At 45.0% G+C, this 24,819-nt stretch carries 17 protein-coding genes; 9 read left to right on the top strand and 8 right to left on the bottom strand.

Features of this window, described 5'->3' with window-relative positions; translation table 11 throughout:
• From pdxA to GCHA_RS11175, 5 genes are all read left to right on the top strand, one after another.
• Window positions 1-981, top strand: coding sequence for a 4-hydroxythreonine-4-phosphate dehydrogenase PdxA (pdxA, locus tag GCHA_RS11195; RefSeq protein ID WP_007988215.1), 981 nt, complete (start codon window positions 1-3; stop codon window positions 979-981).
• Complete coding sequence (gene rsmA / locus GCHA_RS11190; RefSeq protein WP_007988214.1) at window positions 978-1,784, top strand: 16S rRNA (adenine(1518)-N(6)/adenine(1519)-N(6))-dimethyltransferase RsmA; 807 nt, start codon at window positions 978-980, stop codon at window positions 1,782-1,784. Before pdxA ends, rsmA begins: the two co-directional genes overlap by 4 nt.
• Window positions 1,785-2,186 carry a Co2+/Mg2+ efflux facilitator ApaG/CorD gene (gene apaG / locus GCHA_RS11185; RefSeq protein WP_007988212.1) on the top strand — a complete coding sequence of 134 codons (402 nt, stop codon included), beginning with the start codon at window positions 1,785-1,787 and terminating at the stop codon, window positions 2,184-2,186.
• Window positions 2,187-2,200: 14 nt separating this feature from the next.
• Complete coding sequence (locus GCHA_RS11180) at window positions 2,201-3,004, top strand: symmetrical bis(5'-nucleosyl)-tetraphosphatase (protein ID WP_007988209.1); 804 nt, start codon at window positions 2,201-2,203, stop codon at window positions 3,002-3,004.
• Window positions 3,005-3,323: 319 nt separating this feature from the next.
• Window positions 3,324-5,348, top strand: a complete 2,025-nt coding sequence (locus GCHA_RS11175; protein WP_007988207.1) for a methyl-accepting chemotaxis protein — start codon at window positions 3,324-3,326, stop codon at window positions 5,346-5,348.
• A gap of 85 nt (window positions 5,349-5,433) precedes the next feature.
• Here the strand turns inward: GCHA_RS11175 and lysC are convergent, their stop codons facing one another.
• Window positions 5,434-6,792, bottom strand: coding sequence for a lysine-sensitive aspartokinase 3 (gene lysC, locus GCHA_RS11170; RefSeq protein ID WP_007988205.1), 1,359 nt, complete (start codon window positions 6,790-6,792; stop codon window positions 5,434-5,436).
• A gap of 237 nt (window positions 6,793-7,029) precedes the next feature.
• Here lysC and GCHA_RS11165 point away from each other — a divergent pair, with 237 nt between their 5' ends.
• Entirely contained in the window at window positions 7,030-8,607 is a 1,578-nt protein-coding gene (locus GCHA_RS11165) for an amidase (protein ID WP_007988204.1), read from the top strand.
• A 118-nt stretch (window positions 8,608-8,725) separates the two neighbouring features.
• On the opposite strand, the gene GCHA_RS11160 is transcribed toward GCHA_RS11165, so the two are convergent.
• Together GCHA_RS11160 and acnB are read right to left on the bottom strand one after the other, a co-directional pair.
• A complete protein-coding gene (locus GCHA_RS11160; RefSeq protein WP_007988202.1) occupies window positions 8,726-9,190 on the bottom strand; it encodes a DUF192 domain-containing protein in 465 nt (154 codons plus the stop codon).
• 275 nt (window positions 9,191-9,465) lie between these two features.
• Complete coding sequence (gene acnB / locus GCHA_RS11155) at window positions 9,466-12,078, bottom strand: bifunctional aconitate hydratase 2/2-methylisocitrate dehydratase (protein ID WP_007988201.1); 2,613 nt, start codon at window positions 12,076-12,078, stop codon at window positions 9,466-9,468.
• A 428-nt stretch (window positions 12,079-12,506) separates the two neighbouring features.
• Here acnB and GCHA_RS11150 point away from each other — a divergent pair, with 428 nt between their 5' ends.
• A complete protein-coding gene (locus tag GCHA_RS11150) occupies window positions 12,507-13,586 on the top strand; it encodes an SMP-30/gluconolactonase/LRE family protein (protein ID WP_007988196.1) in 1,080 nt (359 codons plus the stop codon).
• 354 nt (window positions 13,587-13,940) lie between these two features.
• The gene (locus GCHA_RS11145) at window positions 13,941-14,486 is read left to right on the top strand and encodes a type 1 glutamine amidotransferase domain-containing protein (RefSeq protein ID WP_007988194.1); all 546 of its coding nucleotides are present in this window, start codon (window positions 13,941-13,943) and stop codon (window positions 14,484-14,486) included.
• 41 nt (window positions 14,487-14,527) lie between these two features.
• Here the strand turns inward: GCHA_RS11145 and GCHA_RS11140 are convergent, their stop codons facing one another.
• The 4 genes from GCHA_RS11140 to GCHA_RS11125 form a co-directional block, all read right to left on the bottom strand.
• Window positions 14,528-16,876 carry a YgiQ family radical SAM protein gene (locus tag GCHA_RS11140; protein ID WP_007988192.1) on the bottom strand — a complete coding sequence of 783 codons (2,349 nt, stop codon included), beginning with the start codon at window positions 16,874-16,876 and terminating at the stop codon, window positions 14,528-14,530.
• Between the two features lie 355 nt (window positions 16,877-17,231).
• Window positions 17,232-18,482 (bottom strand): lytic murein transglycosylase, encoded by a 1,251-nt coding sequence (locus GCHA_RS11135; protein WP_007988190.1) that lies wholly within the window; start codon window positions 18,480-18,482, stop codon window positions 17,232-17,234.
• A gap of 145 nt (window positions 18,483-18,627) precedes the next feature.
• Window positions 18,628-19,179, bottom strand: a complete 552-nt coding sequence (gene def, locus GCHA_RS11130; RefSeq protein WP_007988189.1) for a peptide deformylase — start codon at window positions 19,177-19,179, stop codon at window positions 18,628-18,630.
• Window positions 19,180-19,212: 33 nt separating this feature from the next.
• A complete protein-coding gene (locus GCHA_RS11125) occupies window positions 19,213-20,961 on the bottom strand; it encodes an ABC transporter transmembrane domain-containing protein (RefSeq protein WP_007988187.1) in 1,749 nt (582 codons plus the stop codon).
• A 576-nt stretch (window positions 20,962-21,537) separates the two neighbouring features.
• Between GCHA_RS11125 and GCHA_RS11120 the strand changes: the two genes are divergently transcribed.
• Window positions 21,538-22,455 carry an SGNH/GDSL hydrolase family protein gene (locus tag GCHA_RS11120; protein WP_007988185.1) on the top strand — a complete coding sequence of 306 codons (918 nt, stop codon included), beginning with the start codon at window positions 21,538-21,540 and terminating at the stop codon, window positions 22,453-22,455.
• A 138-nt stretch (window positions 22,456-22,593) separates the two neighbouring features.
• Here the strand turns inward: GCHA_RS11120 and GCHA_RS11115 are convergent, their stop codons facing one another.
• A complete protein-coding gene (locus tag GCHA_RS11115; protein ID WP_007988181.1) occupies window positions 22,594-24,648 on the bottom strand; it encodes an EAL domain-containing protein in 2,055 nt (684 codons plus the stop codon).
• Window positions 24,649-24,819 lie beyond the last annotated feature (171 nt).

Raw genomic sequence — 24,819 nt, 5'->3', positions numbered from 1 at the left:
ATGACCACTAAGCTAGCTATTACACCGGGCGAACCTGCAGGGGTTGGCCCCGACTTAATTATCACCCTTGCTCAGCAATCGTGGCAGGCAATGCTAGTGGTTTTTGCCAGTGCAAAACTGATGCGTGACCGTGCAAATGCACTAGGCCTGCCTCTAGTCTTATTGCCTTACGATACAAACTGCACTGACGTTCAACCTGCAGGCGCATTATATATTGTTGATATCCCGCTGTACGCCGATGTCACCCCAGGGCAATTAGATAAGGCTAACAGCCAATACGTGCTCAATACTTTGTATCAGGCATGCCAAATGAACCTCAGTAATGAGTTTCAAGCATTGGTGACAGGCCCGGTACACAAAGGCATTATCAACGAAGCAGGTATTGCCTTTAGTGGGCATACTGAATACTTTGCCGAGCAGTCAAATACGCCAGAAGTGGTTATGATGCTTGCTACCGAAGGTTTACGTGTGACGCTTGCTACCACGCATATTCCGGTAACTGCGGTATCAGCTGCGATTACTGGGCCTAAATTGGATCGGGTGATCCGTATAATAGATCACGACCTTAAAACCAAATTTGGTATTAACCAACCGCATATTTTTGTCTGTGGGTTAAACCCCCACGCCGGCGAAGATGGACACATAGGCCGCGAGGAAATCGATACTATCATTCCAGCTCTGGAAGTGTTGCGTCAAGACGGCATTCGCCTCACGGGGCCGCTACCAGCAGATACCATTTTTAACCCGAAGTACTTACAACAAGCTGATACGGTACTTGCCATGTATCACGACCAAGGTCTTCCTGTGTTAAAATACAAAGGCTTTGGACAGGCAGTCAATATCACTTTGGGATTACCCTTTATTCGTACTTCAGTGGATCATGGAACCGCACTCGATTTAGCCGCTAAGGGCCAAGCCGATGTTGGTAGTTTCAGCATCGCTATTAAGGAAGCCATTTCATTGGCAAAAAGTAAACAATGAGTAAACAACACTTAGGCCATACAGCCAGAAAACGTTTCGGTCAGAACTTTCTTCATGACCCCTACATCATCGATCAAATCGTTTCTGCCATTAACCCACAGAATGGGCAAAATGTAGTGGAAATTGGTCCTGGTTTAGGTGCAATCACAGAGCCTGTTTGCGAACTCATCGATGAATTAACGGTAGTCGAGTTAGACCGAGACCTTGCCCAACGTTTGCGCACACATCCCTTTATTGCCAGCAAGCTAAACATTGTTGAAAAAGACGCCCTGAAATTTGATTTTTCTGAGCTGTTCAGTGAAGAAAATCCCCTTAGGGTCTTCGGGAATTTGCCGTACAATATTTCAACTCCTTTGATGTTCCACTTGTTTTCCTTTGCTCATAAAGTACAAGACATGCATTTTATGCTGCAAAAAGAAGTAGTGAACAGACTTGCCGCCTCTCCGGGTAATAAAAATTACGGGCGTTTATCGGTAATGGCGCAATATCACTGCCATATTATGCCGGTTATCCACGTACCTCCAGGCGCGTTTAACCCACCGCCTAAAGTGGATTCAGCTGTCGTGCGCCTTATTCCGCATAAAGTAAGGCCTGTGGCGGTTAAAAGCGAAGAGGTACTTAATCGAGTCTGCGCCCAAGCATTTAATCAACGTCGCAAAACCATACGAAATAGCTTGAAAGAAAGCGTAAGTGAAGCACAACTACTTTCACTGGATATTAACCCTGAGTTGCGTGCTGAGAACTTGTCATTGGCTCAATTTGGGCAAATAGCTGATCTTGCGTTTAGTATTCAGGAGAATTAGATGACTACCCCTTTCGTTTCTGGTCACGAGCTAAGTGACAAAATCAATGTGAGTGTCAATACCCAGCATTTGCCGGAACATGCTGCTAACGAAGCAGACAAATATGCCTTCGCATACGAAATTACCATAGCCAACAATAGCCACGAAAGCGTGCAACTGATTAACCGTTATTGGCTGATCATTGACGGAAATGGTAAGCAATCTGAAGTTGAAGGCGCGGGTGTAATCGGCCAACAACCTCAAATAGACAGTGGTAACAGTTTTCAGTATACCAGTGGCGCAGTGCTGGATACCCCAGTTGGCTCTATGCAAGGTTTCTATGAAATGCAGGATAAAGATGGCGCGCTGTTTCGTGTACCCATTGATATTTTTCGCCTAGCTGTGCCTCATCAAATCAATTAAACCCGAATTTACTTATGGCTGATTATATCGTTGGTGATATACAGGGCTGCTTAAGCGGCCTTAAAGATCTGTTGAACAAAGTTGGGTTTACCCCAGGCTCTGACACACTTTATGCGGTGGGTGATCTTATAGGGCGCGGCACTGAAGCCCTAAACACGCTTAAATATCTTTATGGATTAGGTGATAGTTTTCAAACCGTTCTGGGAAACCACGACCTTAATCTGTTAGCCATATATTGCGGTGTAAAACGCGCGAAAAAAGGCGATAAACTAGACGCTGTTATTGCCTCGGCGGATTTTGCCAAATATTGCCATTGGCTGCGCACAAAACCGCTGGCGATGAATATCAACGACACGACGCTTGTGGCTCACGCCGGCCTTTATCCCACCTGGTCTTTTGACAAAGCGCTCGAGTTAAGTGCTGAAATAAGTGGCGCTCTACAAAGCACACAATGGCAGCAGTTAGTAAAAAACATGTACGGTGATAAACCAAACCGCTGGCGTGATGATCTGACGGGTGAAGCACGGCAACGCTTCATCATCAATGCATTTACCAGAATGCGATTCTTGGAAAAAGACAATCGGCTAGACCTCAACTGCAAAACCCACCCAAGTGATGCGCCAAAATCCCTTACCCCCTGGTTCACAATTGAAAACCCACAGCTTGAAGCGCAACAAAAGGTTGTTTTTGGTCATTGGGCTGCGTTAGACGGCGACACAAATAACGAGAAATTTATAGCTCTGGATACAGGTTATGTATGGGGTGGGCACATGACCTTGCTGCGAAGTGACACGCAGCAACAAATATCGACGAGTTAAGCCATTTCCCCTCAAGCCAGTGGCGAATATTAGCCCTTGGGTAAGGCTTCCTTATTTACAAAATAATTAGAGTAAAGTCAGAAAGTTAGTTAATGTAACTCGAATGTATGTCGATACTACATAGAAGAGATTAAATAGCTGATATAGAAAAGATAAAAAGACTGGTATCGTTTTTTATAATTAAAGGCCAAATGGCATACGCCTAACCTGATGGAAGACGATGAGCTCTGTGTAACACTCGCTGGCTCAGTTTAGCTTGAATCGACAGCATAATAATCGCTCGAACACATATAATAAATTCGTTTCTTGGAGATCACACATGAAAATGACAGTAGCTATGCGCGTTGTAGGCGGTTTCGCCATTATTACTTCGCTGCTTATCGTCATGGGCATCTTTTCACTCGCCACTTTAAATGATATTGACGACGCCACGGAGGAGGTGAGTAACCTAGCTTTCCCCACCGTAAGCGGAAGTAGCCAACTGAAGGTATCATTTCTAAATATGGGGCGCTTAACCGCCGAAGCGTACTATGGCGATGGGCTCAGCGGGCTAGATGAAAAGAATGAAGCCTTCAACAGTAGCCAAAGTATTTTCGAAAGCGAGTTTAATACCCTCAAACGTGTGGTTAGCCAAGAGCCAGACTTGAAAGCCTCACTCGCTGAGGTTGATACTATTTATGAAGACTACAAAGTTAACGTCCTGACACTGTTTAATAGCCGCCAAGACGACTTAGAATTACGCAATACATTGCAAGATCAGTTAGGGGATATTGAAGACAATGCAGACGATACATCGTCGTTAATCCTAGACTTCTCAGATTTAGATGAAGTACAAAATAACGCCCAACTCACTAAAGCATCAGAATTAGCGAATCGCCTCGAAACAAATTTAATGTCACTTATCACTGTCAGTGCCGAATATATAAAAACCCAAAATCTGGTTAGAGCCGACACCTTGGGTAATGAAGTTAAATTGGTGCTCAATCAAATCCGTGAATCCTTGAGTGATATTCAAAATGCTGCGGGGGGAAGAGATCCAAGCGGCAGTTTATCTGAGATATATCAGATGACCGGTTCAGTCTTAGATTTAGTCAGCTCACCAACCGGCTTGTTACAAAACCAAGTTAAAAAGATCAACAAACAAAACGATGCGACCGCGGCCTACAGAGCGTCAGATGCGAATATTGAACTCGCGATTACCAAACTTAATATCTTGTCGAAATTGGCAGACAACAAGGCAACGGTGGCCAAAGAATCAGTTAAGAGCTCTATCAGTTCAGGTAACTTAAAAACTATCTTTATTGTGATTATTTCAGTGCTGATTGCCAGTGTCATCGCTTTCTTTGGCGTGCGCGCCATCATCAAGCCTTTACACAAAGTAAATGAGATGCTGAAGGTGGTTTCCTCTGGCGATTTAACCCGTCGTTTAGACGATTCTTCAGACGATGAGTTTGGCACATTAGCCACCAACTGTAATAACCTCATTGATAGCCTAAAGCTGCTTATTTCTGGAATAGGCTCTCGCTCAGCACAGCTTGCCGCCGCATCAGAAGAAACATCAGCGGTAACGATGCAAACGACCACATCGATTCAAGAGCAAAAATCTCAAATCGCTCAAGTGGCGACGGCAACCACTCAGATGCACAGCACGTCAATGGTGGTTAGCCAAAGTGCAGAAGATACGTTACGCCAAATTCAACACGCTGATGAAGAAGCAGAGAAAGTTAAAGCCATTTCTGAAGAGAATATTCGTACTATTGAAGTGCTTGCCCGTGATGTTGAAGAGGCAGCTGAGGTCATTAATAAACTTCATCAAGACAGTGCCAGCATAGGCGGCATTTTAGACGTTATTCGCGGCGTTGCTGACCAAACAAACTTATTAGCACTCAACGCAGCTATCGAAGCTGCCCGCGCAGGTGAGCATGGCCGCGGCTTTGCTGTGGTAGCAGATGAAGTTAGAACGCTTGCCAGTCGAACGCAGCAATCAACACAAGAAATCAATTCAATGATTGAAGTGCTTCAAGCCGGTGCTGAAAAAGCCGTAGCGGTAATGAATCAAGGTAAAGAACAAACCACTGTCTGCGTAGAGAAAACCGAAGGCTCTACCCGTGCGTTACAACTCATTTCTGACGCGGTACACAAAGCCTATGACGTTAGCTCACAGATTGCTCAGGCAGCGAAAGAGCAAAACGTGGTATCGCAGGAAATCAGTCAGAAGCTAGAAAACATAGTAAATATCGCCGAAGAAACCTCTGTAGGGGCACATCAAACGTCTGAATCGAGCCACGAGGTGGCCAAGCTTGCTGAAGAGCTACAAAGCTCTGTACAGCAATTTAAGGTTTAGTTAGCCTATATTGCACATTCATTTGGGCACAAAAAAACCGCTACGTTTTGACGTTAGCGGTTTTTTTATGGCTAAAACGCGTTAATTATTCAGCTTCAAACAAACTCTTATGCAGGGCTTTCACCACATTTGAACTGTCTTTCTCGCTCACTAACATAGACATATTATGTACGTTCGCGCCAAAACAAATCATTCGTAAGTTAAAATCAGAAACAGCGGCAAATATACGGCTAGAGACGCCAGCGGCACTGTGCATATTGTTCCCAACTACAGTTACAAGATCAAAATGCTCTTCTAACTCAACCTCACAAATCTGGCTAAGCTCTTCAATAGTCTCACGGTTTAAACGCTGCAATACTGAATTCGGTGGGTTGTCCAAAGTGAATGACACACAAATTTCAGATGTGGTAACCAAATCAACACTCAGGTTATGCTTAGCGATAATGGTAAACACGTTCTGCAAGAAGCCCTGTGCGTACATCATCTTGGGTGTTTTAACTGTCACCATTACTTGATCTTTACGGCGCGTGATAGCTCTATACGACGGCTCATACTCACAATCACGTACAATCCAAGTACCACCTTTTTCCGGCTCTTTACTTGAACCCACAAACACTTTGATATTTTGACGAAGCGCTGGCTCCATGGTCGCAGGGTGTAAAACCTTAGCGCCAAATGTGGCCATTTCAGCTGCTTCTTCAAAGCTAAGTTCAGGTAACGGGCGTGCAGCATCTGTGATGCGTGGATCTGTGGTATACACGCCAATCACATCTGTCCATATTTCACAGCTTTGTGCGCCTAGTGCCTCGGCTAATAACGCAGCGGTAAAGTCAGAACCGCCTCTGCCAAGCGTGGTGGTATTCCCAGCCTCATCAGAACCGATAAAGCCTTGAGTAACCAGCACGGTTTTGGCAATTTCAGGTGCCATCAATTGCGTCGCGCGCTGTTTGATCCCCTCAAGTTGCGGTGCGGCTTGGCCGAATTCACTGTCGGTGAGTAAAACCTTACGAACATCAAAGTTATCAGCAGGTAAACCTTGTTGGGTCAAAACTTCGCTGAATAATAACGAAGCCATTCGCTCACCGTGCGACAGCAAACTGTCTTTAAGATCTGGGCGATGAAGAATTTCTTCATGAAACGCCAATTGCTTCAATGACTCAAGAAGTTCTAACAACTTATCGGCGACCAATTTTGGCGCACCTAAGTCATTTAATATTGCGAATTCAATAGCTTGGATTTGCTCTACATAAGCGGAAATTTCATCTTTGGTAAGCGCTTTATGTGCAAGCTCAACCAAAATATTCGTTACCCCAGCAGACGCGCTCACCACAACTACCTTGGTATTGGGGTTGCCCATGACAACTTTGGCGCAATTAAGCATGGTTGCGTAAGTTGCAACACTGGTACCACCAAATTTAGCTACATTTATCGAAGAGTCACTCAATGTTTTTCCTAATTAAAATATGTACAAAAAAGATGCCATAAATTACCAGTTTTTTAGCGCAGATAAAGTACATTTTGCCTGTTTCTGTACACTTTTTTTAAATAGCCTATGCGATAGTGGTCCTAATCTGTTATTAACAAAGTATAAAAGCTTTCACAAAATACCAAGTGAATAATAATAATATGCCATAACGATTTAAATTAATGGCGAAAAACAACTCCCTAAGGAAACCGATATATGCGCCTATATAAAACCATAATGAAAAGGCTAGTCGCTGGCGTCGCCATTACTGTATTTAGTGCAAACTCTGCCTACGTTTTTGCCAATGCGGGCCATGTCACGCAAATGCATGAACTCACTCTTATCCAAACCCAAACATTGTTGCGCCAAGGTACATTAAGTGTCGCTCAATTACGTGACTACTACTTACAACGAATCGAACAACTTGATGATAATGGCCCTAAGCTCAATGCGGTGGTCACCTTTAACCAGCAACTTGATCAACAGGTCGCTGCGCTAGACAAAAAGCTCAAAAATAAAGTACCTCTTGGTACTTTATTTGGCGCGATGGTATTACTTAAAGACAATATAGATACCACTGGTATGCCTAACACTGCAGGCTCTTGGCTTATGCGCGAACATATACCTAGTAAAGACGCCTATTTAGTCGAAAAATTAAAAGCACAAGACGCCATCATTTTAGGTAAAACCAACTTATCTGAATGGGCAAACTTTCGCTCAACTATGTCTTCCAGCGGCTGGAGCAGCCTTCATGGCCAGACTCTCAATCCTCATGATCCCACTCGCTCTCCCTGTGGCTCGAGTTCAGGCTCAGGTGTCGCCGTCGCTGCTGATTTGACCTTGTTAGCCGTAGGTACAGAAACAGATGGTTCTATCACTTGCCCTGCTGCCGTAAACGGCATTGTAGGCATTAAACCCACGTTAGGCCTTGTTAGTCGCAGCGGGATCATCCCGATCGCTCATTCACAAGACACAGCAGGGCCAATGACACGCTCAGTAGCCGACGCCGTGATAATGTTAGAAGCCATGATGGGCCTAGATCCCAACGACGCAGCGAGCATTGCTCCTTTGTCTTTGTCTGAACACTTGAAAATTGATGGGCTCAAAGGCAAACGTATTGGCGTAGTGCGCAATATGATGGGCTACCATCCACAACTTGACGACGTATTTGAAGCCCAGTTAAATGTGCTTAAAGAAGCTGGTGCAATTATTGTAGACAATGCCAATATTGTAAATAAAGGTGAATGGAATGAAGACGAGTACAGTATTTTACTCGCAGAGTTTAAAGCAGGCTTAAATCACTATTTAGCCACCAGCAATGCCCCAGTGAAAAACTTGCAAGAAGCAATAAAGCGCAACCAAGCGACTAAAGAGCGCACTATGCCGATCTTCGGACAAGAAATATTCCAAAGCGCCCTGCATGCCCCCAAACTCGATGAACAAAGTTATCTTGATGCATTAAGCAATGCAAAACGTAAAGCAGGCAAAGAAGGGATTGATGCCACTTTGGTAAAATACAAAGTCGATTTACTTATTGCCCCGACTACTGCCCCCGCTTGGAAGATAGACCACATTGATGGTGACCACTTTCTTGGTTCGGCCAGCGGTGCCGCAGCAGTGGCAGGTTACCCACACATTACCGTTCCCATGGGGGCAGTTAGAGGCATGCCTGTTAATATAAGCTTCTTCGGTAAAGCGAAAAGCGAGGGTCTATTGATAGAGGCCGCTTACGGATTTGAGCAAGTCACAAAAGCGCGCATCACTCCTTTTTTAAACGAGCAGGCATCAGAGTAACTAAATAAATCTCTGTATAAAATTGCTGTGGCTGTATGTATTTAAAAGCGACCTGAAAAGATAACAAGCTGGTAGGCGCGATGAATTTCGCGCTAAAGCCAGCTAATATCACCATACCTTAGGGGGTTTTGATAACCATTTTATCACCCACCTTGATACCGTTTTTAGCAAACCACCCTTGGTTCATCTCTAATGCATAGAGTACCGCTTCAGATGCGCCAACTGAGGTCAAATCATGAGGCTGCATAGGCTTAATATCGGTGATAACTCCGTCACTTGTGATAAACGCTACATCGAGTGCCAAAAAGGTATTTTGCATCCACATGCTGGCTTTTTTAGAGCCAGAAAATTTAAATAACATCCCGCACTGTTCACATAAGGTTTTGCGATACATCAACCCCATGGCGCGTTGCTCAAAGGTATGGGCATACTCGACTTCAAGAGGGATATCTTGTAGCGTAATTTTAACTGTTGGCAAAGTCTGATGTTGTTTCGCTTCCTGCGCATTAACAGCTTGAATGGGTAGCGTAAAACTGCCTACAAGTGATACACAGCAGAATAAGCGTAAAAATTTAAATGTCATAAGCCTTCCATTTACGTAAATAAAACACCTTAGCTCATTGATGACTACGTGCCAATATGAACGGGGTCTTTGTAATTAACCCGATAAAATCATCTTGAAAACAATGAGTTAGTTTCGCGCGTTAGACTAAAGTCTACTTCACAGTAATCCAGAAAGGAATAGTTGCAATACAGCAGAGTGAGAAAATACAGAATTAATCAATAAAAAAGCCGAACAAGGAACTAACCTGTTCGGCTTACGTTATTTTACCCTAATTTAACGAGTTAAATCAGTGATTAAGCAATGTTTAAAGCAGGGATGATCTTCTCTTTCGCTGCTTCTTCTGCTTGTTTGAACTCGTTGATACGATCGAAGTTCAAGTAGCGGAACACGTCACCTGACATAGATTCAATCTTATTCGCGTATTCCATGTACTCAGCAGTAGTAGGGATACGACCAACAATTGCACCAACAGCAGCAAGCTCTGCAGAACACAAGTAGACATCAGCACCATCACCTAAACGGTTAGGGAAGTTACGCGTTGACGTAGACAACACAGTTGAGTTGGCAAGTACACGTGCTTGGTTACCCATACATAGTGAACAACCAGGCATTTCAGTACGTACACCTACGCGACCATAGATGTTGTAGTAGCCTTCTTCCATCAACACGGCTTTGTCCATCTTAGTTGGTGGAGAGATCCACAAACGCGTTGGCAACGTTTTGTTGTATTGCTCAAGTAGTTTACCTGCAGCACGGAAGTGACCAATGTTAGTCATACAAGAACCGATGAACACTTCGTCAATTTTCTCGCCAGCTACGTCAGACAAGGTTTTTGCGTCATCTGGATCATTCGGGCAACAAAGAATGGGTTCGTTGATATCAGCAAGGTCGATTTCGATGGTCTCAACGTACTCAGCGTCTTTATCTGCTACCATTAACTCTGGGTTAGCCAACCACTCTTCCATCTTACGAGCACGACGCTCAAGCGTACGAGGGTCACCGTAGCCTTCGTTGATCATCCAACGCAGCATAGTGATGTTAGAGTTCAAGTATTCAGCGATAGATGCTTCAGACAATTTAATAGTACAACCCGCTGCTGAACGCTCAGCCGACGCATCAGACAATTCAAACGCTTGCTCAACAGTCAAGTCATCCAAACCTTCGATTTCTAGAATACGACCAGAGAAGGCGTTTACTTTACCTTTTTTAGCAACAGTCAATAAACCTTGCTTGATACCGTATAAAGGAATGGCATGAACCAAATCACGCAAGGTGATACCTGGTTTCATTTTGCCTTTAAAGCGAACCAATACTGACTCTGGCATATCAAGAGGCATAACGCCTGTTGCGGCAGCAAAAGCAACCAAACCAGAACCTGCAGGGAATGAAATACCCATAGGGAAACGCGTATGTGAGTCACCACCTGTACCTACAGTATCAGGTAACAACATACGGTTTAACCAAGAGTGAATAATACCGTCACCTGGGCGAAGTGAAACACCGCCACGGTTCATAATGAAATCAGGCAAGGTGTGCTGAGTGTCAATATCAACAGGCTTAGGATAAGCCGCAGTGTGACAGAACGACTGCATAGTTAGATCAGCAGAGAAACCTAAACATGCTAAATCTTTAAGCTCATCGCGGGTCATAGGGCCAGTTGTATCTTGTGAGCCCACAGTGGTCATTTTAGGCTCGCAGTAAGTGCCAGGACGAATACCGTCAACACCACATGCTTTACCTACCATTTTTTGAGCAAGGGTATACCCTTTACCCGTGTCAGCTGGTTGGACAGGCTTACGGAACAGGTCAGAAGGCCCTAGACCTAAAGACTCACGGGCTTTTTCAGTCAAACCACGACCGATAATCAAGTTGATACGTCCACCAGCACGTACTTCATCTAACAATACGTCAGACTTGTATTCGTACTTCGCTAACTCTTCGCCCGTTTTCGCATTTGCGATACGACCTTCAAGAGGGAAGATGTCAATCACATCACCCATGTTCATTTGGTCTACGTCAGCTTCAAATACCAACGCACCAGCATCTTCCATGGTGTTGAAGAAAATAGGGGCGACTTTGCCACCGATACACACACCGCCACCACGCTTGTTAGGTACGCCAGGCAAGTCTTCGCCGAAGAACCACAATACTGAGTTAGTGGCTGATTTACGCGAAGAACCGGTACCAACTACGTCACCAACGAAAGCAACAGGATGACCTAACGCTTTGATTTCTTCGATTTGCTTAAGAGGGCCTACTTCACCGTGAACTTCAGGTGTTAAACCGTCACGCGTCATTTTATAAGCAGCGCGAGCATGTAAAGGAATATCAGGACGTGACCATGCATCAGGTGCTGGTGACAAATCATCAGTGTTAGTTTCACCGGTGACTTTAAAGACTGAATAAGTGATTTTCTCAGGTACGTCTGGGCGAGAGGTAAACCACTCAGCATCAGCCCAAGATTGTAATACGTCTTTTGCAAACTCATTTCCTGCGCGGGCTTTTTCTTCCACGTCATGGAACGCATCAAACATAAGCAAGGTATGCTTCAATTCTTCAGCGGCAAGTTCGGCCAATTCACTGTTGTCTAGTGCATCAACCAAAGTGACGATGTTGTAACCGCCGTGCATGTTACCCAATAACTGAATAGCCGCGTCTTTGCTGATCAAAGGAGACGATGCTTCACCGCTTACGATCGCATTTAAGAAACCCGCTTTTACATAAGCAGCTTCATCTACGCCCGGCGGAACTCGTTCTGACAACAACTCAAGTAAAAAGTCACCTTCGCCAGCAGGCGGCGCTTTTAGTAACTCAACCAAACCGGCAACTTGCTCGGCGTTTAATGGTTTAGGTGGGATACCTTCGGCAGAACGTTCTTCAACATGTTTACGATATGCTTCTAACACAATTAGGACCTCTTGGTTGACTCAAAGAACACCGGACGTTCTTGAGTATGTATATAAAACCGAGCAAGTATAAGGCTTATGGCGTAAAAATAAAAATAACCTGTATGTTTATGGCCTTATACCGGCTATTCCCTACAAAAATAGGGGTTAATAAGATGTTAAGTGCAGCGATAATGGTTTTTAATGGCGATAAAATCCGCTTTATCGGCGATTTTTAATTTTATCCCTCAGCCCAGTGAGCGCTATACAACACAGAGCTCTCATCCGGATATCAGCATACTTCAGCTTCATGGCTATTAAATGACACGATCATTTTACTAATCAGGTAAATAAATAATCCTGAATAACTATACTCAATTTAACTCGCCGATAGCGCCATGCTATACCTGCTTTAGGTGCTTACTCGTTGTTCATATCAAGAAGATACTATGAAATTTCTCACACTCAGCCTACTCGTGCTCGTTGCGCTGCTCAGTTATTTGCTTTTTTGGCCCGTTCCCGTTGAGCCTGTGGCTTGGCAGGCGCCGAAAAACCCAGGTTACTTGGGACTTTATGCCTCCAACACCAAGCTAGCAAACCTAGAGAGTATTTCGCTAGACGGTCAACACGGGCCTGAAGATTTCGCCCTGAAACCCGATGGCACCATTGCTACAGCGACTCACGCAGGGGATATCATGTTGCTCTTACCAGGGAGTGAAAAATTCACGACTTGGGTCAATACCAGCGGCCGTCCACTAGGCATTGAGTTTGATAAGCAAGGTAATTTGTTGGTTGCAGATGCGCTAAAAGGCTTATTGTCAATTAGCCCCAGCGGGGAAATCAGCCTGTTGACGAAGCGAGTCGCCGGAACGGACATAGTGTACGCAGATGATGTGGACGTTGCAGATGACGGCCTAATTTACTTTAGCGACGCAACCAGTAAGTTCAGCGCACAGACATTTGGCGGTACTCTGGCAGCAAGTTTACTTGAGATCTTAGAGCACAAGGGCAATGGGCGCTTACTCGCATATGATCCCAAAAGTCGTTCAACCTCTGTCTTGCTTGAAGGCTTAGTCTTTGCCAACGGTGTCTGCGTAAGCCACGACCAACGCTTCGTGCTTGTGAATGAAACAGGGAGTTATCGGGTAATGCGTTACTGGCTATCGGGGCCAAAAGCGGGCACCTCAGATGTATTTATCGATAATCTACCCGGCTTTCCCGATAACATAGCTCGCTCACCAAGTGGCGGCTATTGGCTTGGTTTTGCATCACCTCGCTCCAACAGCCTTGATGATTTATCTGAATCCCCTTTTTTGCGCAAAATAGTGCAGCGCCTGCCTAACGCCATGCGCCCTCAAGCACAAGAATATGGTCACGTGATTAAAATCAATGAAAATGGCGAAGTCGTCATGGACTTGCAAGATCCAACCGGTAAGTACCCCCTAACGACTGGGGTGCTCGAAACAGAAGATGCGCTATATATCAGCAGTTTGACCGCCCCTAGCGTCTCCCGAAAATCCCTGAAGTAACGTTATCACCGAGTCACTATAACTGAAGCATTTATAGCGGCGCCTTTGTGCGCGCGCTTAGCGCATGGAAATCTAATATTTTATGGGTACTTTCTCCTTGTGAATACTTTCTCCTAATGAGTACTTGCTTGTTACGGGGATTTTCGCCTCATGAGTATTTCCCCGTTCTGTAAAAATTGCCTTAATCGGTAAAATGTCGTCGCTGAAAAAGACGAGCTAAACGATATCCCCTCACCTCAATTTCACTCACCCTTTAATCGGCGGGGCGTACAAGCTAACTTATCTAGGCTGCGTCTCTGGCATGCCCTTAGCATTTTTTTGTGTAAATATTTACGCAGAAATGAAGGAGAAATTATGACACAGTCACTAGAAAACAAACGCGTTGCTATATTAGCCACCAATGGATTTGAGCAAAGCGAATTATTTCATCCCCTTAATGCTTTGAAAGACGCAAACGTAAAAGTAGATATTATTTCTCTTGAGAAAGGCTCAATTAAGGGATGGGACGAAGATAACTGGGGCGAATCGATTGAGGTCGACTTAACGCTACAAGAAGCCAAAAGTGAGGAATATGACGCACTGGTATTACCCGGTGGGTTATTCAACCCTGACACCTTACGTACCAGTGATGCGGCCATTGCCTTCATTAAAGATTTTTTCGCCGATGAAAAACAAAGACCTGTCGCAGCAGTATGCCACGGGCCATGGTTACTGATTGAAGCCGGCATCGTTAAAGGGCGAAACTTAACGTCTTATCCGAGCATTCAAACTGATTTACGTAACGCGGGCGCTAATTGGCAAGACGTTCAGGTATTAATAGACGGCCAGTTAATTACGAGCCGTAATCCAGACGATTTGCCCGCATTTAGCGAGCATATTATCAAGGCGCTCAGTCAGTAAACGACTGCGTTTTATCTTCACCTTTAAGCAAAAAGCCACATTTAATGTGGCTTTCTTCGTTTTTGACTGTTGTTTTTGCGCCGACTACTTGGGCCGGATTCGCCCGCCTTTTCCGTGCCGCCCGCTCTGTTATGCGGCTGATTGTCGCTGAAACGTGTTAAGCCTTGTTGCGCTTTTTTGCCTTTAGCTGATTGATGACCATTGCCCTTCCCTTTGGCGTACGCTTTATTTGCAGCGCGTTTGGCATATTCTTTTTGCTCTCGGCCTTTTAGCTCATTACGGCTCTCTGCTGGCACCAAGCATTTAGGACCATTGCCAATCAGATACCCTTTGCCCATGTCAGTAAGCGCTTTGCGTAGCATGGGCCAATTTGCCGGATCATGATAACGCAAGAAACCACGGTGCAATCGTCGGCGTATTTCGCCCTTCGCTACCGTCACCGCTTCACTCTTATGATTCACCTTGTGTATCGGGTTTTTCCCTGTGTGATACATAGTGGTCGCATTCGCCATAGGTGACGGATAAAAGTTCTGCACTTGGTCGAGTTTAAAATTGCGCTCTTTTAACCACAGCGCCAAGTTCAACATGTCTTCATCTTCGGTGCCTGGGTGCGCCGAAATAAAATACGGGATCAAATACTGCTCTTTGCCCGCTTCCATGGTGTATTTGTCGAACAATTCTTTGAATCTGTCATAAGTCCCCATGCCTGGCTTCATCATTTTGTCCAGAGGGGCTTTCTCGGTATGCTCAGGCGCAATTTTTAAATACCCACCGACGTGATGGGTGACCAGCTCACGAACATAGTTTGGATCTTCAATGGCTAAATCGTAACGTACGCCCGAGGCAATAAGCACTTTCTTAACCCCTTCCACGTTACGCGCTTTACGGTACAACTCCACTGTTGGCGTTTGGTCGGTATCTAAGTGGCCACAAATCTCTGGCCAGACGCACGACAAACGACGACAAGCTTGCTCTGCTTTCGGGCTTTTACAGCGCAATTTGTACATATTAGCGGTTGGCCCGCCTAAATCTGAAATGACCCCAGTAAAGCCTGGCACCTTGTCACGGATCTGTTCGATTTCGCGAATAATAGATTCTTCAGAGCGGCTTTGAATAACGCGTCCTTCATGTTCAGTAATCGAACAGAACGTACAGCCGCCGAAACAACCACGCATGATATTCACTGAAGTTTTAATCATGTCGTAAGCCGGAATTTTTGCCTTGCCATAACGAGGATGCGGCACCCGAGCATATGGTAGGTCGAATACGGCGTCCATTTCATGCGTTTCAAGGGGAAATGCCGGCGGGTTAATCCAAATAATTCGATCCCCGTGGCGCTGTGCCAATGCACGCGCACAACCCGGGTTAGTTTCTTTATGCAGTATGCGCGATGTATGTGCATAATGCGTTTTCTCAGCGCGCACTACATCATAAGGCGGCAACATCACATAGGTTTTGTCCCAAGGTTTACGGCGCTTGGTTTTCGAGGTAAACGGCTGCACAACAACCGGTTGGGCTTTTTGTTCTTCAATCGCAGCTTGTTTGTCTGCTTCAGAGGAAACAGCACATTTATCTTCAATGATTTCGTAAGGGCTGATGACTGGGTCAATTTTACCTATCGTATCAAAGTGTGTTGAGTCTACCCCTTGCCAGCCAGGCAATGGCTCTTTACGGATCACGGCCGTGCCGCGAATGTCTTGCATTTGCTCTATGGTTTCGCCAGCGGCAAAACGGTGAGCCATTTCAAGTAACGGACGTTCTGCATTACCAAACATCAACATGTCAGCTTTTGAATCAAACAGGACCGAGCGACGAACTTTATCTGACCAATAATCATAATGCGCAATACGTCGTAAACTCGCTTCAATACCCCCTATCACCACAGGCTTTTTATACGCTTCTTTACAACGCTGGGTGTATACCGTCACTGCGCGATCAGGGCGCTTGCCCCCTTCGTTATTGGGAGTGTAAGCATCATCGTGACGCAATTTACGCTCAGCAGTGTAGCGGTTGATCATGGAGTCCATGTTGCCTGCGGTAACACCGAAAAATAAATTTGGCTCACCTAGCTGCATAAAATCGTTTTTATTGGTCCAATCTGGCTGAGAAATAATCCCAACGCGAAAACCTTGCGACTCTAGCACTCGGCCAATGACTGCCATACCAAAGCTAGGGTGATCCACATAGGCATCCCCCGTTACGATGATAATGTCGCAGCTATCCCAACCTAAGATCTCCATTTCTTTGCGTGACATGGGTAAAAATGGCGCAGGGCCAAAACACTCTGCCCAATATTTGGGGTAAGAAAAAAGACCGCGCTCGGCTTTCATACGCTCAGCAGGCTGGCGTTTAACAGGCGATTTAGCGACAGGTTGACTCAGGTTGGACATACAACTCCACAAAACGATAGAAAAACAATAAAAAAGGTGCTTAAAATTTGACCGCGGGAGTATATACCTAAAGCGGCTTTTATACCAATTCCATTAAATAATTGCTCACTCAGAATTCAACCAGCGGGCTTTGAACAAGGCGGCGGTGTGCAGTAATGGTTGTTCCCTTTCAAATACCGATAACGCAGTGCAAAACCCGCTGGGGAATTCCCTACGGGCGAATTTTCGCTGAGTAGTTAATTAATTGGTGGAATTGGTATTAGCCCAGTAAAGTCGCTAAAAAAGCCAAATACATATCCAATAAAAGTGTAGCGATTGGCCAACTAAGAGCAGTCGGCCAATTAACGAGTGCAGATTAAGAGTTACTCGGACTGGGCTGGTTCATTAATGCATCAAAAACATTTCGCGCGGGGTAGCCATCTGCAATCATGTTTTTAGATAGCTGAAATTGGCGAATTCCGCTGCGCGTGCCGGGGCCTAAAATCCCATCCGCTTTGCCCACATCGAAACCTAATTCATTGAGTTTATCCTGCAACTGACGCATTTCATCTACTGTGTAATCAGGTAATTTAGGCAAAGGTTTCGACAAGGTGCCCAAGCCTGCAATGCGATCAGCTAAATGCCCTACCGCAATGCCGTAATACTCAGAGTTGTTCCAGCGTAAAATCACATTGAAGTTTTTATAAGCCAAAAACGACGGCCCTTCATGCCCAGCAGGCACCAGCAATGCCCCTTTAATATCCGCCGCACCTACAGGCTTACCATCTGTGCGAGTCACGCCGGCATCGTTCCACAGCGAAAGTGTCTTAGGGCTGTTTTTACCTACTAGCGTATAATCAAACGACTCAGGCAAACTAACCTCACGGCCCCACTTATAGCCCGCTTGCCAACCTAAATTTTTCAAAAAATTAGCCGCAGAAGCCAGCGCATCTTTCTCGCTATTCCACAGGTTAATTTGCCCGTCTTTATCACCGTCTACGGCATATTTCATGTAAGCGGAAGGCATAAATTGGGTATGACCCATAGCGCCAGCCCATGAGCCGACCATTTGCTTGTCATCCAGTTTTTCTCGGTCAATAAGCAGCAAAGCTTGCATTAACTCACTGGAAAAGTAGCGACTACGACGGTTATCACAAGCGAGTGTCACCAAAGAGTCAATGACTGGGCTTTTGCCTTTGTAAGAGCCAAAATTGGTTTCTAGCCCCCAAAAGGCGAGTAAGTACTGAGCGGGTACACCGTATTCTTTGTTTAATTCGTTTAGAAACGCACGATGCTTGGCAAGCATTTGTCGGCCTTTATCAATACGCCAAGTATTCACCCGCTTTTCAAAATAATCAGTAAAGGTTTGCACAAACTCTGGTTGGTTACGGTCCAGCGAAATAATTTTTTCTTTGAACTGAGCTTTGCCTAACACTTCGTCCGTCACACGCTGAGAAACCCCAACTGATTTGGCCTGTTGCTGCAAATCGACAACGCACTGGGCAAACTGCTCTCTCGGAGTGGGCGCGTTAGTATCGGCATTCGCTTGAGCCAATACAGGCGTACTTAAACACCCCAGAAGTGACCAACGCGCTATAACTAAAAATTTACTTAACACTGCTTGCAACGGATATCCTTACTCTTATAAACGGTATTCACAGATGTAGCTTTATGCTAAATCTCAAATTAAAAAATTAACAGCATTGGTTTAAACCTACCAGCATTCATTTGTATACATACTTTACAAAATTACGCGGGTCGGGGAGACAAAACTAACCAGTGCTATCATTTTGCGGCTCAACAATACCTGCTACTTTCTTACGCCAAACCGATTCAGCCATAATATCGGTATTCACTTCAACATGATCCAGCCATGTTTTGCCAATAAGATGGTCGAACTCATGCAAAAAGATACGGGCCACAAAACCACTTAAACGTGTTGAAACCTGACTACCATCTCGCTGTTGATACGCTATTTCAACCCAACTGGCACGGCGAATATATCCGCGTAAACCAGGAACAGATAAGCAGCCCTCCCAATCTTTTACGCTCTCTTGTGCGCTTTGTATTACTTTGGGGTTAATCAGCACCAAAGGTTCCATTTCAGGTGCGTTTGGATAGCGCGGGCTTGGGCGCGATGCAATAATCATCACCGCGCGCTCATCAAATACTTGAGGAGCTGCGATACCCACACCGTTCGCATTTTGCATAGTGCTTAGTAATTCATCTACAAAGGCCTGAAACGCATCGCTTTTGATCGCTTCTTCTGCAACCGGTTTAGCCATTTGATGCAAAATAGTTTCGCCAACTTGGGCTATTTTCATGGGCTTTCTCTTATTCGTAGCTAAAAAGCAGTGTTAACTAACCAGTTGCAACTGGGCAAATTCGCGATAAAGCGCATTGCTGTGAAGCAACTCTTGATGCTTACCTACGGCGATTATTTTGCCGTGTTCCATCACCACGATGCGATCTGCATTTATCACTGTGGCTAAGCGGTGGGCAATAATTAACGTGGTTTTATGCCGCATTAATTCATCCAGCGCGAGCTTTATATACTGTTCATTAGCGGCATCTAACGAGCTGGTTGCTTCATCGAGTAACAAAATTGGCCTATCGGCCAGTATCGCTCTGGCGATAGAGATTCGCTGCTTTTGCCCACCGGATAAACGCACACCCCGCTCGCCCAAATAGGTTTGATAGCCATCAGGCAATTGCGCGATAAATTCATCGGCTCTGGCGGCCTTTGCCGCACTGTGCACTTCTTCATCAGTAGCGTCTGGTCGCCCATAGCGAATATTTTCTGCCACACTGCTGGCGAATATCACTGATTCTTGGGGCACTAGGGCAAATTGCTGGCGTAGCGTGTCTAAATCGAGTTCAGCAATATTCACCCCTTCTAAACTAATTTGCCCCGATTGAACATCATAAAACCTAAGCAACAATTGGAATAAACTTGATTTTCCTGCTCCGCTGGGGCCCACCAAAGCTATACGTTCACCCGCCTTAATATCGAGGGAAATATTCTGTAAGGCAGGGCTACCCTCTCCGCTTGGATAGCTAAAATGAACATCAGTTAGGCGCAAATTCCCATGCACTTTATTTGCCAAGGCAATTGGCTTTTCTGCGATGACGATCGCGCTGTCCGTGTGCAGCAGTTCCATCAATCTCTCGCTTGCCCCTGCCGCTTTTTGTACTTCGCCAATCACTTCACTTAGGGTCGCCACTGCGCCCCCCGCCATTACCGCATAGAACATAAACGCGGTCAGCTCCCCGGCGCTAATACTAGCGGTTAATACCTGTTTGGCCCCTAACCAGGCTACAAGGGTAATGGCCGTCATGCTGATCCCCATGATGGTAGCCATCATTAGAGCGCGAAAACGAATACGACTGTTCGCTGCACTCATGACATCTTCAACGCGCCCAGCGAACATACTTCTGTCGAGTTGTTCATGTGAGTAGGCCTGCACCGTGTGAATTTCATGCAATGATTCGTCTACGTAAGCCCCCAAATCAGCCACTCGGTCTTGACTGTTTCTGGCGTGTAAACGCACTTTAGCGCCGAAAAAGCGAATAGGCATCAATACAATAGGCACGGCGATAAGCACGTACAACGTCAGCATCGGGCTAGTGATTAGCATTAACAACAGCGCACCGATAAAGGTAATACTCGCACGTAACGCCATTGATAAGCCCATGCCCACCACCGACTGCAATACAGTGGTGTCACTGGTAAATCGCGAAATGACCTCGCCGGTGCGGGTTTGCTCAAAAAATGCAGGAGGCAGAGTTAAAAGGTGTGAATAGACTGACTGGCGAATATCGGCGCTGACGCGTTCTCCAAGCCAAATCATCCAATAAAAACGAAAATAAGCCGCGATACTACCCAGTAGCGCAATCGCCACCACAACCAACATCATTTGATTTAACATGGCTGCATTGTTGGCCACAAAGCCCTCATCCACCACGACTTTCACCCCTTGACCTAATAACAGCCAAGACCCCGAGCCTACGATCAATGCAGTAATGGCATAAACCACTTTTGTTTTGTAAGGAGCAAGCTGGCCAAATAACCAACGCATTAAGGTGAGGGTTTTAACAGTTTTCACGGGCATCCCAAAAATACAGTAAAAAATCGGAGTGAATTGGCCGCATTTTTAACACGCAAAAACACAGCTAGTTAGGATGTTGGGGCATTTACTCATGTTTTAAATCAACGCCTAGTAATTTGTTAATCCTAGCGCGTTGCTATTCTCTGTGATGGCATTTTCGCATAAGCCAGCAACAGCCTGTGGTAAATACTACCAATACTAGCTGATTGCCAGCAGCTAACCGAGCCCGTACATCTATAAAAACTCGACCTCACGGGTTTTCACTGAGTGCTTTGTTTCAATGCAAGGTAATACAAGGTTACTTAACTCTATTATTCTAGGGGAAGGTCAACCTCACTCCAAAGCATACTAAACCTGTGTCGGATTTTTTTGCAACACAGCTCATTTTTTATACCAAAAACACCTAACCCATTGATTTTGTTAGCAGGCTCGAAAAATGCATTGAAAATTTTTGGCATGTTAATTCCTCGGTGTTTTGGAGTCTTCTGTGCTGATGCTTGTCCCTGAAGGGATAATAACAACAATAAATTCTAATTGGCGTTGGGCAGTAAAGAAGCGCCGTAAGGTGAAATAATGAAAAAACAATACCTTCCGCTCACCCGCGGACTATGTACTTTATTCAGTAAAATCAAACAAACCCTTTCAATCAGTGGCGCTTCGTTGCTTTTACTCTTCTGCACGTCGGCAAATGCTGTACCTATCAGTGATATGCATGTATTTGGTGATTCGCTTTCAGACACAGGCGCGCTTCAAGTTATCGCGCCTAGTTTCTGTCCCGACCCACCCTACTTTGAATGCCGGTTTTCAAATGGACCTGTGTGGGTTGAACACTTAGCAAGTGACTTAGGTGTCTCATCGAATACCGCTTACGCAGGGGGCACAAATTGGGCCATCGGAGGGCAACGAAGTGACGAAGTCCTTAATGGGCAATTAGCTGGCTACTTAAACTCCACAGGGGGCTCAGCGGACGCCGACGCACTGTATGTTATTTGGGCGGGAGGTAACGACTTTCTACAAAATGGTAGTTCGGGTACTTACACCCCAGACCAAGCTGCACAAAACATCGTTGACAGTGTGATGGGCCTTTCGCTCGCTGGGGCTATGCATTTTCTAGTGCCAAATCTACCTATTGCCGCCCCTTGGGCGTTTGAATTTAACACGGCATTGGCAAGTGGCTTAGACGGCATAAGCAGTGGTTTGAACATTACCCAATTTGATGTTTTCGGTACGTTTGTAGATATTTCAATGAACCCGAGCGACTATAACTTAAGCAATGTATCAGACCCCTGCATCGACGAAACGAATATGACGTTGTGCACCAATCCAGACGAATATTTACTCTGGGACGCTGTGCACCCCACCGCTGTTGGTCATCAATTGATAGCCTCTGCTGCACTGGCGGCACTGGCCGTTTCAGAACCTTCAGTCATCGCTTTGTTTGGTATGGCGTTCTTATTATTGATAAGAGTGCGCCGCAAAACCTTAGCCTAAAGTTTACCCCATGCTTACCGCTATCAGCTATCAGCTGGGGTAAGCATGGATGATAACCTGTGTTTGGTGCGTTAGTTAATCTATGTGAGCTAAATGAGTTCTTGCTCTATGAGTATTTCTCTATGAGTAATTACTGTATCAGTTCGCCGGATAGCGAAAATCAAGTGCATTTTCTGCTGGAATAGGCTTGCTGAAGTAATAACCTTGTACCAAGTCACAGCCAAGTTCATCTAACAAAAATAACTGCTCATGTGTTTCAACGCCCTCAGCAACAACGCTCAAGTCTAAACTATGGGCCATTGCTATAGTGGCTTTAACAAGATCAAGATCTTCTTTCTTTTCAGTGATACCACTAATAAAACTACGATCAATTTTTAGTACGTCAAACGAATATTGGCGTAAATAGCTCAAGGAAGAATAGCCAGTACCGAAATCATCCATTGATAACTTCACTCCCAGTTGATGTAGGTTCTGTAAAGCATCATCAATATAAGAGTTTCCAGCCATTAACACCCCTTCGGTAATTTCGAACTCTAGGCTTTTTGGTGCGATATTTTCATCGTGCAACGTTTGCTCAATAAAACCAATCAGGGTTTTATCTCTGAACTGCCTAGGGGATAAATTCACAGCAATCGTATACGTTTGCTGATGAGTAGTGTTCCAGTTATTTAAAAAAGCCAATGACTGCTTAACCACATACTTGCCAATGGGCACAATCATTCCCGTATGCTCAGCAATGGGAATAAATTCGTCAGGCGTCACGTTACCTAAAAGCGGATTTCGCCAACGTAATAACGCTTCAGCACCTATCATTTTTTTACTTTTCACGTCGAATTTAGGTTGGTAATACACTTCAAACTCTTCGCGCTGCAAAGCATGATTCAACTGTTCTTCTATTTCTAAACGACGCAGCATGACGTCACTCATTTCTTTGGTAAAAAATGAGTAGGTATTGCGCCCTGACAGCTTTGATTGGTACATAGCTGCATCCGCATGACGCAATAGGTCAGAAGCGCTATCACCGTTTTTGGTATAGGTCACAATGCCAATACTTAAGGTTAGTACCAGCTCTTTGCCATCTATTTCAAATGGCTCTCGAAAAATTTCCAATAAATTTTCAGCGATATCGATGGCGTCACTATCTCCTGTTAATGAGCGTAATAACACGATAAATTCGTCTCCACCAAGGCGCCCGACAGTGTCTGCTTTACGTAATGCTAAGGTTAATTTATTGGCAACCTCTTTAAGTAACTTATCGCCAACTTCATGGCCTAGAGAGTCGTTTACTTTTTTAAAGTCATCTAAGTCTAAAAACAGTAACGCGACTTTTTCTTTACTTCTTTGCGCCTCTTTAAGCATCTGCGACAAACGATCCAGCGATAAAAAGCGATTAGGTAGCGAGGTTAAACTATCGAAGTAAGCATGTTGGCGTATACTCTCAGCCGCTTTATGCTGCTCGGTAATATCACGGATAATAACCACCACCTGCTTATAAGCGTTCAGGTGGCTTAATCTTGCTTCAAAATAGCGGGTCCCGCTCGCCAGTTCGACTTCGTACTCAAAGGTAGAAATGCCACCTTTGGTGAAAGCAATGGCGTTGTGCACAGTAAACTTACGTGCCACAGGCTGAGGAAACAAACTCGATACCGATTGACCAATGCAATCTTTGGGAAAGACATAGAAGTCTTCATTGTCTCCGGCGTGATAATCGATGATCGTGCCATTTTCATCTATCAACAAAAATACATCTGGGGTTGCCTCGAAAACGGCTTCGAGCATGTTGTCTTTGAATTGGGCTTGGGCCTGGGCTTGTCTGACTTCAGCTAAGTTGATATCAATGCAATACATTTCATGCTTGTTATGCTCATTGGTAAACAAAACATGGCTTGAAAATACGCTCACATCACTGCCATTTTTATGGCGCAGCGTCAGTTCTTCAGCAGGAATTTTAATGCCTTTGTTGATCCAATCGCTGTGGGCAGCAATAACAGGCTCACGCATAAAATCAGGGAAAATAAGGTCTTCAAGCTTTTGGCCTAAGGCTTCTTCTTCCGTGTAGCCATAAAGTAATTCACTTCCTAAATTCCAGTAAATGACATTACGCTCTTCATCGTATCCTTGCACAGAGAGTGCATCAACTTCATCAAATAACTGATAAACCGCGTCTTTTATGGCTTCTTCATGAACTATCATAATACTGAGGTGACTGCCTCTTGGTTAAGTGAGATAAAGCGTTGTCTATCATTACCCATCAATATCGCGTCTAAAGTAGAGCTCAGGCATAAAAAGTTCCGTTTACTCTTACAAAAATAATAAACGCTAACTTTGATCTTCGCAATTTACACAAGATGAATATTTGTTACT

The organism is Paraglaciecola chathamensis S18K6, assembly GCA_000314955.1.
GTDB lineage: Bacteria > Pseudomonadota > Gammaproteobacteria > Enterobacterales > Alteromonadaceae > Paraglaciecola > Paraglaciecola chathamensis.
This window is presented reverse-complemented; position numbering and strand designations above follow the sequence as displayed.